The sequence below is a fragment of the Mycobacterium sp. 1245499.0 genome, assembly GCF_001673615.1.
Classification (GTDB): Bacteria; Actinomycetota; Actinomycetes; order Mycobacteriales; family Mycobacteriaceae; genus Mycobacterium; species Mycobacterium europaeum_A.
Genome location: NZ_LZMG01000160.1, coordinates 1 through 15,654 on the forward strand (window position 1 = coordinate 1; position 15,654 = coordinate 15,654).

A 15,654-nucleotide genomic window follows, 5' to 3' on the forward strand; every position below is an offset into this window, starting at 1 on the left:
GCGCTGTCCGTCGGGGCTGTCACGTGAGTCATTGTGATCTAAAGTTAATCGGCCTGGAACAAATTCACCGAATGTTCGCGCTGGGCTCTACGGACGTTCGGGGCCGCCGCTAATGCGGCTTGGCCAGCGGAAATGGCAAGGTCTCCCGGATGCTGCGGCCCGTTATGAGCATGACGAGCCGATCGATGCCCATCCCGAGTCCGCCGGTGGGCGGCATCGCGTACTCCATCGCCTGCAGGAAGTCTTCGTCGAGCTCCATCGCCTCGGGATCCCCGCCGGCAGCTAACAACGACTGCTCCTGCAGGCGGCGGCGCTGTTCCACCGGGTCGGTGAGCTCGCTGTAGGCGGTGGCCAGCTCGACCCCCCAGGCCACCAGGTCCCACCGCTCGGCCACGCCCGGTTCGCTGCGGTGCGGCCGGGTCAGCGGCGACACCGACGTCGGGAAGTCGATATAGAACGTCGGCTCCTCGGTCCGGTCCTCGACCAGATGCTCGTACAGCTCCAGCACCACCGCGCCGGCATCCCAGTGCGCCCGATAGGGGATGTGCGCGGCGTCGGACAGCTTGCGCAGGGCGGACAGCGACGTGGCGGGGTCGACGCGCTCGCCGAGCGCTTCGGACACCGCGTCATAGACGGTCTTGACCGCCCACACCCCGGAGACGTCGACGGGCTCGAGCCGGCCGTCCCCCCCGTCGGTGCGGGGTCGCAGCACCACCTGCTCGCCGTGCGCGGCCTCGGCGGCGTTCTGGATGAGCTCGCGGCAGCCATCGATCCACACCGTGTAGTCGGCGTGGGCCTGGTAGGCCTCCAGCAGGGTGAACTCCGGGTTGTGGCTGAAGTCGACGCCCTCGTTGCGGAAGGCGCGGCCCAATTCGAAGACACGCTCCACGCCGCCGACGCACAACCGCTTCAGGTAGAGCTCGGGGGCGATGCGCAGGAACAGGTCCAGGTCGTAGGTGTTGATGTGCGTGACGAAGGGCCGCGCGGTCGCTCCACCGTGGATCTGCTGCAGGATCGGGGTCTCGACCTCGATGAAATCCTTGGCGAACAGCGTCTGCCGGACCGAACGCAACACGTCGCTGCGGGCCTTGATCAGCTCGCGCGAATCGGGATTGACGGCCAGGTCGACGTAGCGGGTCCGCACCCGCGCCTCCGGGTCGGTCAGCCCCTTCCACTTGTTCGGCAGGGGCCGCAGGCACTTGCCGATCATCCGCCAGTCGGTGACGATCAGCGAGCGGCTTCCCTTCTTGGAAAAGCCCATCTGCCCGGACACCTCGACCAGATCGCCCAGGTCGATGGCCGCGGTGAAGTCCGCGGTCCGCCCCCGCTGCAGCTGCGAATTGTCCAGCAGCACTTGCATTTCCCCCGACCAGTCGCGCAGGTCGGCGAACAGCACGCCGCCGTAGTCGCGGATCCGCAGGATCCGTCCCGCCACCGTCACACTTTCCTGGTCGTCGGCGACCAGGGCCCGGGCGATGGTGTGGGTGGGCGGGGTCCCCACCGGGTAAGCGTCAACGCCGTTGTGCTTCAGGGCTTTCAGCTTGGCCAGGCGCACTCGAACTTGTTCGGGCAGCCGTGACCTGGACTCCTCCTCGTCGGCGGACTCCCGGCGTTCCCGCAGCCCGCTGACGTCCGGGGCGCTGCCGTCGTGATGCAGCAGCCCGGACTCCGCCAACCGTGGCGGGACGGCGGGGTAGTGGCCGGTGTGCGTCTTGCGCCGCCCGAACGGCAACACCAAAAAGCCCTCGGCGAGTGCCGAAGCGACGCCGACCCGCGGGATCAGCCGGGCGTCCTCGTAGCAGGCGTAACGCGGCACCCAATCGGGTTGGTACTTCATGTTCGAGCGGTACAGGGTTTCCAGCTGCCACCACCGCGAGAAGAACAGCAACAGTCCTCGCCACAGCCGGGCGACCGGACCCGCGCCGAGCTGGGCGCCCTGTTCGAACGCCGAGCGGAACATCGCGAAGTTCAGCGAGATGCGGGTGATGCCAAGGGTTTCGCCATTGAGCGCCAGCTCGCTGACCATCAGCTCGATGGTGCCGTTGGGGGACTGCGGCGACCGGCGCATCAGGTCCAGGGAGACACCGGTGGTCCCCCAGGGAACCAGCGACAGCATCGCGACGACGCTGCCGTCGCGGTCCAGCGCCTCGACCAGCAGGCAGTCCCCGTCGGCGGGGTCGCCGAGTCGGCCCAGCGCCATCGAGAAGCCGCGCTCGGTCTGGGTGTCGCGCCAGGCGTCGGCGCGGGCGATGGTGTCGGCCATGGCCTCGGCGCTGATGTCGCGGTGGCGCCGGATCCGCACGGTCAGGCCAGCCCGACGGGCCCGGGTCACGGCCTGGCGGACGCCGCGCATGTCGGGGCCGGACAGCTTGAAATCGGCGGTCCGCAGGATGGCTTCGTCGCCGAGCTCGAGCGCGTTCAGACCGCCTTCGCGGTAGGCCCGCGCGCCCTGGGTGCTGGCGCCCATCACCCCGGGCGCCCAGCCGTAGGTCTGGCACAACCCCAGCCAGGCGTCCACGGCCTGCGGCCACGCCCGCGGATCGCCGATCGGGTCACCGCTGGCCAGGCAGACGCCGATCTCGACGCGATACGTGACCGCGGCGCGTCCGCTTTGGGCGAAGACCACCGACTTGTCGCGGCGGGTGGCGAAGTAGCCCAGGGAGTCGTTCTTGCCGTACAGCTCGAGCAGGCCGCGGATGGCCGATTCGTCCTCGCCGGTCAGCGCGTTCTCCGCGCGCTGGGACTGAAAGAGCACGATCGTCGCCAAGATCAGCGCCAGCGCGCCGAACAACCCGAAGATCGCGTTCAGGAAGACGTGCGGCCGGCCGGTGAACAGGTCGGGATCGGCGAGCGCGAATCCGACCACCCGGTTGGCCACGTACGGCAGCCGGTCCTGGCGGGCCAGCGTTCCCGGGAACAACTCGACCAGGCCCCAGGACACCAGGATGCCCACCACGTCGCCGGCGATGAGCACCGCGGCCGCCTTGACCAGCGCACCCTTGCGGACCTTGGCCCAGAACTCCCGGTAGGCCAGCACCAGCAGGACGATCGCCACGATGTGGACGGCGAAGCCGAGGTTCTCGCCGAAGATCTCCGCGGCGGTGTTGTCGCCCGCGGCGATGTCGGCGGCGTTCAGCGCGGCGGCCAGGATCATGTTGGCCAGCAACAGCAGCCAGGCGATGCGCTTGCGCGCGGTCAGGGCCGCGGCCAGCAGCGCCAGGATGAACGACCACGCGATGCTGGTGTCCGGGAAGTTGAACAGGTAGTCGTTGATGAACTCGCGCGGGACCTTGATCAGGTACCGGATCAGCGGGGACACGCTGCCGAGCAGCGACACGGTCGCGATGACGCCCACGGTCCATCCGGCCGCCGCCGGCACCCAGCGGTACCGCGAGTTCGACCGGCCGCGCGGCCCCGAACGCAGGCCTGAACGAGGGCCCGAACCGGGCCTCGAACTAGGAGATGCGAGTGTCACAGACCGCGAGGATATGCCCTCAATCCGTGAAAAGCTTGTCGAAGCGCTGAGACTGGCGGCCGCCAGTTTGGGCGTGGTTTCGGGCCGGCCGCCGGCCCATTGCGGCGCGGTCGACCGGCCGAAGTGCTAAAAGCCACCTCAAGGCTGCTAAACTAGCGGCTGCGACCATCCCGGCGAATGCCAGGAACAGTTAAGTGGAGTCCCACTCCCACCGCGAGCCGATGAAATCCCGTTGCGGATCTTCGAAAGGTTCAGCGGTCCGGTCACAGGCATCGCGGATGCCTGTTCCGCGGGTGACGCGGGCGGCTCGAGCAGTTTCCAGCCGCGATCGGTCGGCATTGGGCCCTGCTTGTGCAGGGCTTTTTTGCTAGTGGTGTGGTGTCTCCGCCGCTGATTCCCGGACCGACCCAGGCGGTCGTCACCGCAGGACCTAGAGAAGCCCAACAAGGGAGGCCCCATCAGCACTGAGACCCGCGTCAACGAGCGCATTCGCGTACCTGAAGTCCGATTGATCGGCCCAGGGGGAGAGCAGGTAGGCATAGTGCGCATCGAAGACGCACTGCGCGTCGCTGCGGACGCCGATCTTGACCTTGTCGAAGTTGCCCCGAACGCCAGACCGCCGGTCTGCAAGATCATGGACTACGGCAAGTTCAAATACGAAGCGGCGCAAAAGGCGCGCGAATCCCGCCGGAACCAGCAGCAGACCGTCGTCAAAGAACAGAAGCTGCGACCCAAGATCGACGATCACGACTACGAGACCAAAAAGGGTCACGTCATCCGCTTCCTGGAGGCGGGGTCGAAGGTGAAGGTCACCATCATGTTCCGCGGACGTGAGCAGTCGCGGCCCGAGCTGGGCTATCGGCTGCTTCAGCGCCTGGGAGCGGACGTCGCCGAATACGGCTTCGTCGAAACGTCCGCCAAGCAGGACGGCCGCAACATGACGATGGTGCTGGCACCGCACCGCGGCGCGAAGACTCGCGCCAAGGCGCGCCATCCGGAAGGACCGGGGGGCGGCGCGGCATCGGAGACCGATGCGGCCGCCGAAGCCGAACCTTCGTCGAACTGACCCAGCGCGAGACTTTTCAAGCGCCCGAGTGCCCCGCACTCGAGCACTTCATAGAACAGAGGAAACATGCCCAAAGCCAAGACCCACAGCGGGGCGTCGAAGCGGTTCCGGCGCACCGGAACCGGCAAGATCGTTCGCCAGCAGGCCAACCGCCGGCATCTGCTCGAGCACAAGCCGACCAAGCGGACCCGGCGGCTCGACGGCCGCACCACGGTGTCGGCCAACGACACCAAGCGCGTCAACAGCCTGCTGAACGGCTGACCACCGCGCCGGCCAGACCCGCAGCGCGAGCTGGCACGGCGACCCGACCAACCGATTGTGAACGAGAGTAGGAACATCCAATGGCACGCGTGAAGCGGGCGGTCAACGCCCACAAGAAGAGGCGCAGCATCCTGAAGGCCTCGAAGGGCTATCGCGGCCAGCGATCCCGGCTCTACCGCAAGGCCAAAGAGCAGCAGCTTCATTCGCTGAACTACGCCTACCGCGACCGTCGTGCGCGCAAGGGCGAGTTCCGCAAGTTGTGGATCTCGCGGATCAACGCGGCGGCGCGCGCCAACGACATCACCTACAACCGGCTGATCCAGGGCCTCAAGGCCGCCGGTGTGGAAGTGGACCGAAAGAACCTGTCCGACATCGCGATTGCCGACCCGGCCGCCTTCACGGCGCTGGTCGACATCGCGCGGGCGGCCCTGCCCGAGGATGTCAACGCTCCCTCGGATTCGGGAGAAGCGGCCTAACAAGCGCAGGTGCTGACCGAACGTTCGGCCAGGGTCGCCGCGGCGGTCAAGTTGCACCGCCACGTCGGCCGCCGGCGGGCGGGCCGATTCCTCGCCGAGGGCCCCAACCTCGTCGAGGCCGCCGCCCGCCGCGGCCTGGTCCGCGACGTCTTCGTCACCGAAGTCGCCCAGCAGCGGCATGAGTCGCTGCTGGCGACGTTGGCTTCCGCGGGTTGCCCGGTGCACCCGGTCAGCGAGCGCGCGGCGAAAGCGTTGTCCGACACCGTCACTCCGGCCGGCCTGGTCGCCGTGTGCGAAACGCCGGCGACCCGACTTTCCGACGTGCTGGCCGGGCCGCCCGCACTGGTCGCGGTCGCCGTCGAGATCAGCGAACCGGGCAACGCCGGCACCCTCATCCGCCTCGCCGACGCCCTGGGCGCGGCGGGCGTCATCCTGGGCGGCCACAGCGTCGACCCGTACAACGGCAAGTGCCTGCGCGCGTCGGCCGGCAGCATCTTCTCGGTCCCGGTCGTCGTCGCGCCGGACCCGCTCGCCGCGGTCGACGCGTTGCGCGCCGCGGGCCTGCAGCTGCTCGCCACCACCGTCGACGCCCAGACGCGGCTCGACGAGGCCGGCGAACTGCTCGGCGTGCCGACGGCGTGGCTGTTCGGCCCCGAATCACACGGTCTGCCAAGCGAAATCGCCGCGGCGGCCGACCACCGGCTGCGGATCCCGATGGCCGGTGGGGCGGAGAGCCTGAACGTGGCGTCCGCGGCGGCCATCTGCCTGTATCAGAGCGCGCGGGCGCTGAACCTGCCTACGCGGCCTTAGCGGCGCGTTTGGGCCGGCTCCGCCCGGCGCGCAGGCCGGCCAGCGACAGCGTCGTGTGCACCAGCGAACCGGCGCGTTCCATCAGCGCCCGGGCGGGCTGCAGCGCCGGGTCCAACGGCGACTTCGCCGACGGGGGGAAGTAATGCATCGGCAGCCCGCGCCGGTCGCGCGGCGGCGCCATGAACGGCGGGGCCTCCACCAGCGGCGCGTCGGTGGGCAGTCGCCCCTCGGCGCGGCGGTAGGCGGCCAGCGCGCGCGGGTGCAGCCGGATCTCGTCGGGCACCGCCAGGAAGGCCAGTTCGACGAGCTTGCCGAACAGGCGCAGCAACACCTCGTCGCCCGGGGTCCAGTGCAGTCCGGCCTTCTCGCGCACCGCGGGCTCGAACAGCCCCGCCGCGATCCAGCGCTGGCCGGCGACCAGCGGCTTGAAGATCTGGTCCCAGATCGGTGTGGGCATCAGCACGAATTTCGGCTTGGGGATGCGGATCCGGAAGATGTCCAGCGTCGCTTGGTTGATCTCCAGCTCCTCGCGGCAAACCCGGTCCCAGTACTCCTGGAACTCCTCCCAGGTTTCGGGCACCGGCCGCATGCTCATGCCGTACATCCGGTACCACTGGACGTGCTCGGCGAACAGCTGCCGCTTCTCGGCCTCGGTCAGACCGCCGCAGAAGTACTCGGCCACCTTGACGATCAGCATGAAAAACGTGGCGTGCGCCCAGTAGAAGGTCTCCGGGTTCAGCGCGTGATAGCGCCGCCCGGCCGCGTCGGTGCCCTTGATGGTGTGGTGGTAGCTGGTGATCTGCCGGCCGGTCTGCGACGCCCGGTCGCCGTCGTAGACCACCCCCATGATCGGGTAGACCGACCGGGCCACCCGCTGCAGCGGCTCGCGCAGCAGGATCGAATGCTCCTCGACGGCCGCGCCGAGCTCGGGGTACATGTTCTGGATCGCCCCGATCCACACGCCCATCATTCCGGTGCGCAGGTCGCCAAAATACTTCCAGGTCAAAGAATCTGGTCCGAGCGGATCGGCGGGCGCAGTCCCGCCCGCATGCACAGTGCCAGTCATCGCGGCCTCCTGCTCCGGTTGGGCTCACGATAACTTTGACAACGGGCGTTGTCTACGATTTCGGCGAGGTGTCCGCCGGGTGTTATCGAGCTTGGACACCGGTGTGGCACCAGTGTGATCAGGCGGTTTGGTGCGACGTGTGACACATCGGGCGCGGCCGTCATTGCCTGCCTCGAAGAAAACCAAATAACCTGGCCGGGTGGAACTCGCGCGTCGCGATCTGGACCCGGGCGAGGCCGAAGAATCCCAGGCGCACTCGGCTCCGCCGCGCTCTCCACTGTCGGTGCACAGCGCGACGCAATGGCTGCACAGCCGCAACCGCAGCCCCGCGGCGGTCGCCTTCATCCGGCGCGCCCGCCGGCTGCTGCCCGGCGACCCCGAGTTCGGCGATCCGCTGTCCACGGCGGGCGAGGGTGGCCCGCGCGCCGCGGCGCGCGCTGCCGACCGGCTGCTGGGCGACCGCGACGCGGTGTCGCGCGAGGTCAGCCTCGGGGTGCTGCAGGTGTGGCAGGCGCTGACCGAAGGGGTGTCGCGCCGGCCGGCCAACCCGGAGGTGACGCTGGTCTTCACCGACCTGGTCGGCTTCTCGACGTGGTCCCTGCAAGCCGGCGACGACGCGGCGCTGGTGCTGCTGCGGCAGGTGGCGCGGGCCCTCGAGCCGCCCCTGCTCGACGCCGGCGGACACATCGTCAAACGGATGGGCGACGGCATCATGGCCGTGTTCGGTGATCCGACGGTCGCCGTGCGCGCCGTGCTGGCCGCCAAGGACGCGCTGAAATCGGTCGAGGTGGAGGGCTATACGCCCAGGATGCGGGTCGGAATCCACACGGGACGCCCGCAGCGGTTGGCCGCCGACTGGCTCGGCGTCGATGTGAACATCGCCGCACGAGTTATGGAAAGGGCCACCAAGGGTGGAATCATGGTGTCGAGTTCAACGTTAGATCTCATACCGCAAAGCGAGTTGGACGCGTTGGGCGTCGAGGCCAAACGCACGAGGAAGCCGGTTTTCGGGCCGAAGCCCGCCGGCATTCCCGACGATTTGGCGATATATCGCCTCAAGACTCTTAAGGAGTTGTCAGGCCCTGATGACACAGCCGAGACAAAACCGCAGCCATAATGGATGCCAATGTTAGGGGGCATCGCGTCCCGGCTCGCCCGGGTCCAATTCACTGTGGGGTATGCGGCGGTGCTGCTCGCCATCAGCTGCGCCATCCTGGCCCTCGGCCCGCACGCGCATGACGTCATCGTTGCGCGCGCCAGCACCAACGTGCACAACCTGGCCCACGGCCACCTGGGCACGCTGCTGGGCAGCGCTCTGGTGGTCGACGCCGGCCCGCTCTACTTCTGGCTGCCCTTCCTGACCTGCCTGCTGGCGCTGGCCGAGCTGCATCTGCGCACCATCCGGCTGGTGGTGGCCTTCCTCGTCGGCCACATCGGCGCGACCCTGCTGGTGGCCGCCGCATTGGCCGCGTCGGTCGAGTTCGGCTGGCTGCCCGTGTCGATCACCCGGGCCAGCGACGTCGGCATGAGCTACGGCGCGCTGGCGGTGCTCGGCGCGATGACCGCGGTGATCCCGTCGCGCTGGCGGGCCGGCTGGGTCGGCTGGTGGGTGTCGGCGGGCATCGCCTCGGCGATCATCGGCGGCGACTTCACCGACGCCGGCCACACCGTCGCCGTGATCCTGGGCGTGCTGGTGTCCGCCCGGTTCAGGCAGCCGATCCACTGGACGCCCGCGCGCTACCTGATGCTGGCGGCGTCCGCGGGCTTCGGCTTCCTGATGCTGGCCCACCACTGGGGGACCATGGCGGCGACGCCGGTCTTCGGTGTCATCGGCGCGTTCGTCGCCTACAAGGTGACCAAGGTCGCCGGCGGTCGGGGCGTCGCCCCGCTGGAGGCCCCCGTGCTGGGCGACGACACGCTGGGCGGGCCGCAGCCGGCCGTCGCCGGCTAAGCCACACCGCCGTCGGTGGCCCGCGGCGGCCACCCGCCGGCTCGACCGCCAAGCGCCCGGCGGGTGCCGCGCGCCGAATCACTATGATCAGCACTCGACCCGTGCCGCGCGGAAGCACATCGATGCGGGCAGCCCGAACAGCCTCGTCAGCAAGGAGAGTGTCGCCGCGTGGGTGATCAACCCGTCGATCTGTCGCCGCAAGCCCTGGCCGCAGCGGTCAGCGCCGCCCGGGAGGCCTTCGCGCGGGCCGGCGATCTCGACACGCTGGCGCGCGCCAAGACCGAGCACCTCGGTGACCGCGCACCCCTGGCGCTGGCGCGCCAGGCGCTCGGCGGCGTCCCCAAGGACGAGCGCGCCGATGCCGGCAAGCGGGTCAACGCCGCCCGGACCGAAGCCCAACAGGGCTACGACGAGCGGCTCGCGGTCCTGCGGGCAGAGCGCGACGCCGCGGTGCTGGTCGCCGAGGGCATCGACGTCACGTTGCCGTCGACCCGGCAGCCGCCCGGCGCCCGGCACCCGATCACGATCCTGGCCGAGCACATCGCCGACACCTTCATCGCGATGGGCTGGGAACTGGCGGAGGGCCCGGAGGTCGAGACCGAGCAGTTCAACTTCGACGCGCTGAACTTCCCGGCCGACCACCCCGCGCGCAGCGAACAGGACACCTTCTACATCGCGCCCGACGATTCCCGGCAGCTGTTGCGCACCCACACGTCGCCGGTGCAGGTGCGCACCCTGCTCGCCCGCGAGCTGCCCGTCTACATCGTCTCGATCGGCCGCACGTTCCGCACCGACGAGCTCGACGCCACCCACACCCCGGTGTTCCACCAGGTCGAGGGTCTGGCGGTGGACCGCGGCCTGACGATGGCGCACCTGCGGGGAACGCTGGATGCGTTCGCGCGCGCCGAGTTCGGCCCCGAGGCGCGCACCCGGATCCGGCCACACTTCTTCCCGTTCACCGAGCCGTCCGCCGAGGTCGACGTCTGGTTCGTCGGCAAGAAGGGCGGCCCCGGCTGGGTGGAGTGGGGCGGTTGCGGGATGGTGCATCCAAACGTGTTGCGCGCCGCCGGGATTGATCCGGGCGCGCACTCCGGCTTCGCGTTCGGCATGGGGCTGGAACGAACCCTGCAGTTCCGCAACGGGATTCCGGACATGCGCGACATGGTCGAGGGCGACGTGCGGTTCTCGCTTCCGTTCGGGGTGGGTGCCTGATGCGCGTTCCCTACAGCTGGCTACGTGAGATCGTGGCGGCCGGCGCGCCGGATTGGAACGTCGAGGCCGCCGAGCTGGAGCAGACGCTGGTGCGCATCGGCCATGAGGTCGAGGAGGTCGCCACCCTGGGACCGGTCGACGGCCCGCTGACCGTGGGCCGGGTCACCGACATCGAAGAGCTCACCGGTTTCAAGAAGCCGATCCGGTTCTGCCACGTCGACGTCGGTGAAAACAAGGACCGTGAGATTGTCTGCGGCGCAAGCAACTTCGTTGCTGGTGACCTCATCGTGGCGGCGCTGCCGGGCACCACGCTGCCCGGCGACTTCACCATCGCCGCCCGCAAGACCTACGGCCGCACCTCCGACGGAATGATCTGCTCGGCGGCCGAACTCGGGCTGGGCGCCGACCATTCCGGGATCCTGGTGCTGCCGCCGGGCACCGCCGACCCCGGAGCCGACGCCGCCGCCGTGCTCGGCCTGGACGACGTGATCTTTCACCTGGCGATCACGCCCGACCGCGGCTACGGCCTGTCGTTGCGTGGGCTTGCCCGCGAGGTCGCCTGCGCCTACGACCTGGACTTCGTCGACCCCGCGGGCAGCCAGGTGATCAAGCCGCTGCCGGCCAACGGCGAGGCCTGGCCGCTGACCGTGCAGCCCGGCACCGGGGTTCGGCGGTTCGCGCTGCGCCCGGTCACCGGCATCGACCCGGCCGCCGTGTCGCCGTGGTGGCTGCAGCGCCGGCTGCTGTTGTCCGGCATCCGGGCGACGTCCCCGGCCGTCGACGTGACGAACTACGTGATGCTCGAGCTGGGTCACCCGATGCACGCCCACGACCGCAACCGCATCACCGGCGGCTTCGGCGTGCGATTCGCCCGGCCCGGCGAGACCGTGGTGACCCTCGACGACATCGAGCGCAAACTCGAACCGGCCGACGTGCTCATCGTCGATGACACGGCGACCACCGCGATCGGCGGCGTGATGGGCGCGGCGAGCACCGAGGTGCGCGCCGATTCGACCGACGTGCTGCTCGAGGCCGCGGTCTGGGACCCGGCCGCCGTGTCGCGCACCCAGCGCCGGCTGCACCTGCCCAGCGAAGCCGCCCGCCGCTACGAGCGCGGGGTGGATCCGGCCATCTCGGTGGCCGCGCTGGACCGCTGCGCCACCCTGCTCGCCGACATCGCCGGCGGCGTGGTCGGGGAGGGTTTGACCGATTGGCGCGGCGACCCACCGCGCGACGACTGGTCGCTCCCGCCGATCGACATCGCCGCCGACCTGCCGGATCGCCTCGCCGGGGTGGTTTATGCGCCGGGCACCACCGCCAGGCGGCTCGCCCAGATCGGCGCCGAGGTCGTGGCGAACGGCGACACGCTGACGGTGACGCCACCCAGCTGGCGTCCCGACCTGCTGCAGCCCGCCGATCTCGTCGAGGAGGTGCTGCGGCTGGAGGGGCTCGAGGTCATTCCGTCGGTGTTGCCGTCGGCGCCGGCCGGCCGCGGCCTGTCCGCCGTGCAGAAGCGCCGCCGCGCGATCGGCAGGTCGCTGGCCGAGTCCGGCTATGTGGAGATCCTGCCCACCCCGTTCTTGCCCGCCGGCGTGTTCGACCTGTGGGGCCTGCCGGCCGACGACCCGCGGCGCATCACGACCGACGTGCTCAACCCGCTGGAGGCCGACCGCCCGCACCTGGCCACCACGCTGCTGCCGGCGCTGCTGGAAGCGTTGGTGCGCAACGTCTCGCGCGGCCTGGTCGACGTCTCCCTCTATGCCCTCGCGCAGGTGGTCCAGCCGACGGCGGACACCCGCGCCGTGAACGTGATCCCCGTCGGCCGCCGGCCCACCGACGCCGAGATCGCCGCGCTCGACGCGTCGTTGCCGCGGCAACCCGAGCACGTCGCCGCGGTGCTGAGCGGCCTGCGGGAACACCGCGGACCCTGGGGCCCGGGCCGGCGCGCCGAAGCCGCCGACGCGTTCGAGGCGGTGCGCATCATCGCCCGCGCCGGCGGAATCGACGTGCGATTGCGCGCGGCGCAATACCTGCCGTGGCATCCGGGGCGGTGCGCCGAGGTGCTCGTCGGGGACGTTGCGGTGGGGCACGCGGGTCAGCTGCATCCGGCGGTGATCGAGCGCTCCGGGCTGCCGAAGGGCACCTGCGCCCTCGAGCTCAACCTCGACGCGATACCCATCCCGCTGACGCTGCCGGCGCCGCGGGTGTCGCCGTTCCCGGCCGTCTTCCAGGACCTCAGCCTAGTGGTGCCCGCGCAGGTGCCGGCCCAGGCGGTGGCCGACGCCGTCCGCGAAGGCGCTGGGGAGCTGCTCGAAGACCTGCAGCTGTTCGACGTGTTCACCGGCCCGCAGATCGGCGAGGACCGCAAATCGCTGACCTTCGCGCTGCGCTTCCGCGCGCCCGACCGCACCCTCACCGACGACGACGCCACCGCCGCTCGCGACGCCGCGGTGCGCCGCGCCGCCGAGGCGGTCGGCGCGGAGCTACGGGCCTAGTGGAATGGATTTGCAAAGCACTGCATAACCATGCAGAATCGGCGGAATGGCCGACGGAATGAAGGTGGCGGTTGCCGGTGCCAGCGGCTACGCGGGCGGTGAAATCCTGCGCCTGCTGCTCGGGCACCCGGCCTACGCGAACGGACGCCTGACGATCGGCGCGGTGACCGCCGCCGCCAGCGCCGGCAGCACGCTCGGCGAGCACCACCCGCACCTGACCCCGCTGGCCCAGCGGGTGGTCGAGCCGACCGAGCTCGACGTGCTCGCCGGCCACGACGTGGTGTTCCTGGCCCTGCCGCACGGCCATTCGGCCGCGCTGGCCTCTCAGCTCGGGCCCGACACCCTGATCATCGACTGCGGCGCCGACTTCCGGCTCACCGACGCCGACGCGTGGGAGCGCTACTACGGGTCCGCGCACGCCGGCAGCTGGCCCTACGGTCTGCCGGAGCTGCCCGGCGCCCGGGAGCGGCTGCGCGGCGCCCGCCGCATCGCGGTGCCGGGCTGCTACCCGACCGCGGCGTTGCTGGCCTTGCTGCCCGCGGTGGCCGCGGATCTCATCGAGCCCGCCGTCACCGTGGTGGCGGTCAGCGGCACGTCCGGGGCCGGTCGCGCCGCCAAGACCGACCTGCTGGGCGCGGAGGTCATCGGGTCGGCGCGGGCCTACAACATCGGCGGGGCGCACCGGCACACCCCGGAGATCGCCCAGGGGCTCGGGGCGGTTACCGGCCGCGACGTCACGGTGTCGTTCACCCCGGTGCTCATCCCGACCTCCCGCGGCATCCTGGCCACCTGCACCGCGCGCACCCGCGCGCCGCTGGCACAACTGCGCGAAGCCTACGAAAAGGCTTACCACGCAGAGCCTTTCATCTACCTGATGCCCGAGGGGCAGCTGCCCCGCACCGGAGCGGTGATCGGCAGCAACGCGGCGCACATCGCGGTCGCGGTGGACGAGGCGGCGCAGACCTTCGTCGCGATCGCCGCGATCGACAACCTGGTCAAGGGAACCGCCGGCGCCGCCGTGCAGTCGATGAACCTGGCGCTGGGTTGGCCGGAGACCGAAGGGCTTTCGGTGATCGGGGTGGCGCCGTGACGCGCGCCGGCGACGATGACGCCGGCGTAGCCGGGGTCGAAGAAGCGGCGCCATCTGTCGTAGCGACGCAAGCGCGGCTGCTGCGCGGACAGGGCGTCACCGCGCCGGCCGGATTCCGGGCCGCCGGCATCGCCGCCGGCATCAAGGCCTCGGGCAACCGCGATCTGGCCCTGGTGTTCAACGAAGGGCCGGACTACGCCGCCGCCGGGGTGTTCACCCGCAACAAGGTCAAAGCGGCACCGGTGCTGTGGAGCCAGCAGGTGCTGAGCACCGGCGCGCTGCGCGCGGTGATCCTCAACTCCGGCGGCGCCAACGCCTGCACCGGACCCGGCGGATTTCAGGACACCCACGCCACCGCCGAGGCCGTCGCCGCCGCGCTGTCGGACTGGGGGACCGAGACCGGGGCCATCGAGGTCGCGGTGTGCTCCACCGGGCTGATCGGCGACCGGTTGCCGATGGACAAGGTGCTCACCGGCGTGCGCACGATCGTGCAGGACATGGCCGGCGGCCTGTCCGGCGGTGACGAGGCGGCCCAGGCGATCATGACCACCGACACCGTGCCCAAACAGGTTGCGCTGCACCACCCGGACAACTGGACGGTCGGCGGGATGGCCAAGGGCGCCGGCATGCTCGCGCCGTCGCTGGCGACGATGCTCTGCGTGCTCACCACCGACGCGGCCGTCGACGCGGCGGCCCTGGACCGCGCGCTGCGCCACGCCACCGCGGCCACCTTCGACCGGCTCGACGTCGACGGCGCGTGCTCGACGAACGACACCGTGCTGCTGCTGACGTCTGGAGCCAGCGGGATCGCGCCCAGCCAGGCCGAACTCGACGACGCCGTGCTGCGGGCGTGCGACGACCTGTGCGCGCAGCTGCAAGCCGACGCCGAGGGCGTCACCAAGCGGGTCAACGTCACCGTGGCGGGGGCGGCCTCCGAGGACGACGCCCTGGTCGCCGCCCGCACGATCGCCCGCGACAGCCTGGTCAAGACGGCGGTGTTCGGCTCGGACCCCAACTGGGGCCGGGTGCTGGCGGCCGTCGGGATGGCGCCCATCGATCTGGACCCCGACCGGATCACGGTGGCGTTCAACGGCTTTGCGGTCTTCGCCGACGGGATTCCGATGCCGGGCGCCCGCGAGGTGGACCTGTCCGAAGCCGACATCGACATCACGGTCGATCTGCGGCTCGGCGAGCACCGGGCCACCATCCGGACCACCGACCTGTCGCACGGGTACGTCGAGGAGAATTCGGCCTACAGCTCATGAGCTCGACAGAAGCGTTGTCCACCGTGGTCAAGGCGCAGGTGCTGGCCGAAGCCCTGCCCTGGCTCAAGCAGCTGCACGGCAAGATCGTGGTCATCAAGTACGGCGGCAACGCCATGACCGACGACACGCTGCGGCACGCCTTCGCCGCCGACATGGCATTCCTGCGTAACTGCGGCGTTCATCCCGTCGTCGTGCACGGCGGCGGCCCGCAGATCACCGCGATGCTGCGCCGCACGGCGGTGAACAACTGGGCGTCCTCGCCGGTGATGCCGACGGCGTACGGTCCGTGCGCGTTGATCAGGTTGACCAGTTCGCGGCCGACCTGGCCGAACAACACCATCCGGGCCACGTCGAGCACTTCCGGTGTGGTGACCCGGAATCCGCCCTTAAAGTCGCCCGGGATGCCGAGCCGGCGCAGCATCGCGGTGATCTGCGGGCCGCCGCCGTGCACGACGACGGGATGAACGCCGCAGTTACGCAGGAATGC

General features: G+C 70.3%; 11 protein-coding genes and 3 pseudogenes. 11 read left to right on the forward strand and 3 right to left on the reverse strand.

Going from position 1 to position 15,654, the window contains the following annotated elements:
* Positions 1-109: 109 nt before the first annotated feature.
* Positions 110-3,379, reverse strand: coding sequence for a bifunctional lysylphosphatidylglycerol synthetase/lysine--tRNA ligase LysX (lysX, locus tag A5646_RS09080; RefSeq protein WP_066882279.1), 3,270 nt, complete (start codon positions 3,377-3,379; stop codon positions 110-112).
* A gap of 553 nt (positions 3,380-3,932) precedes the next feature.
* Between lysX and infC the strand changes: the two genes are divergently transcribed.
* The 4 genes from infC to A5646_RS09100 all read left to right on the forward strand — a co-directional run bounded on the left by infC (position 3,933) and on the right by A5646_RS09100 (position 6,088).
* Complete coding sequence (infC, locus tag A5646_RS09085) at positions 3,933-4,541, forward strand: translation initiation factor IF-3 (RefSeq protein WP_082971986.1); 609 nt, start codon at positions 3,933-3,935, stop codon at positions 4,539-4,541.
* A gap of 66 nt (positions 4,542-4,607) precedes the next feature.
* Positions 4,608-4,802, forward strand: coding sequence for a 50S ribosomal protein L35 (gene rpmI, locus A5646_RS09090; protein ID WP_066882282.1), 195 nt, complete (start codon positions 4,608-4,610; stop codon positions 4,800-4,802).
* An 80-nt stretch (positions 4,803-4,882) separates the two neighbouring features.
* Positions 4,883-5,278, forward strand: coding sequence for a 50S ribosomal protein L20 (gene rplT / locus A5646_RS09095; protein WP_007776071.1), 396 nt, complete (start codon positions 4,883-4,885; stop codon positions 5,276-5,278).
* Positions 5,279-5,287: 9 nt separating this feature from the next.
* The gene (locus A5646_RS09100; protein ID WP_066867154.1) at positions 5,288-6,088 is read left to right on the forward strand and encodes an RNA methyltransferase; all 801 of its coding nucleotides are present in this window, start codon (positions 5,288-5,290) and stop codon (positions 6,086-6,088) included.
* Here the strand turns inward: A5646_RS09100 and A5646_RS09105 are convergent.
* Complete coding sequence (locus A5646_RS09105; RefSeq protein WP_369806925.1) at positions 6,075-7,142, reverse strand: oxygenase MpaB family protein; 1,068 nt, start codon at positions 7,140-7,142, stop codon at positions 6,075-6,077. The two genes, A5646_RS09100 and A5646_RS09105, sit on opposite strands and share 14 nt — an antisense overlap.
* A gap of 211 nt (positions 7,143-7,353) precedes the next feature.
* Between A5646_RS09105 and A5646_RS09110 the strand changes: the two genes are divergently transcribed.
* From A5646_RS09110 to A5646_RS30380, 7 genes and pseudogenes are all read left to right on the forward strand, one after another.
* A complete protein-coding gene (locus A5646_RS09110) occupies positions 7,354-8,271 on the forward strand; it encodes an adenylate/guanylate cyclase domain-containing protein (protein ID WP_067021318.1) in 918 nt (305 codons plus the stop codon).
* A 9-nt stretch (positions 8,272-8,280) separates the two neighbouring features.
* Positions 8,281-9,105, forward strand: coding sequence for a rhomboid-like protein (locus A5646_RS09115; protein WP_066867160.1), 825 nt, complete (start codon positions 8,281-8,283; stop codon positions 9,103-9,105).
* A gap of 168 nt (positions 9,106-9,273) precedes the next feature.
* Positions 9,274-10,317: a phenylalanine--tRNA ligase subunit alpha gene (gene pheS, locus A5646_RS09120; RefSeq protein WP_067021321.1), complete on the forward strand. Its 1,044-nt coding sequence runs from the start codon at positions 9,274-9,276 to the stop codon at positions 10,315-10,317.
* Positions 10,317-12,812, forward strand: a complete 2,496-nt coding sequence (gene pheT / locus A5646_RS09125; RefSeq protein ID WP_067021323.1) for a phenylalanine--tRNA ligase subunit beta — start codon at positions 10,317-10,319, stop codon at positions 12,810-12,812. Before pheS ends, pheT begins: the two co-directional genes overlap by 1 nt.
* A gap of 30 nt (positions 12,813-12,842) precedes the next feature.
* A pseudogene (gene argC, locus A5646_RS09130) lies at positions 12,843-13,902 on the forward strand (N-acetyl-gamma-glutamyl-phosphate reductase).
* Positions 13,903-13,979: 77 nt separating this feature from the next.
* On the forward strand, positions 13,980-15,167 hold the full coding sequence (gene argJ, locus A5646_RS09135; protein WP_067021327.1) for a bifunctional glutamate N-acetyltransferase/amino-acid acetyltransferase ArgJ: 1,188 nt from the start codon (positions 13,980-13,982) through the stop codon (positions 15,165-15,167).
* A 113-nt stretch (positions 15,168-15,280) separates the two neighbouring features.
* A pseudogene (locus A5646_RS30380) lies at positions 15,281-15,349 on the forward strand (hypothetical protein); the annotation flags it as partial.
* A 32-nt stretch (positions 15,350-15,381) separates the two neighbouring features.
* On the opposite strand, the pseudogene argB reads toward A5646_RS30380, so the two are convergent.
* Positions 15,382-15,654 (reverse strand): annotated as a pseudogene (argB, locus tag A5646_RS27960) (acetylglutamate kinase); the annotation flags it as partial.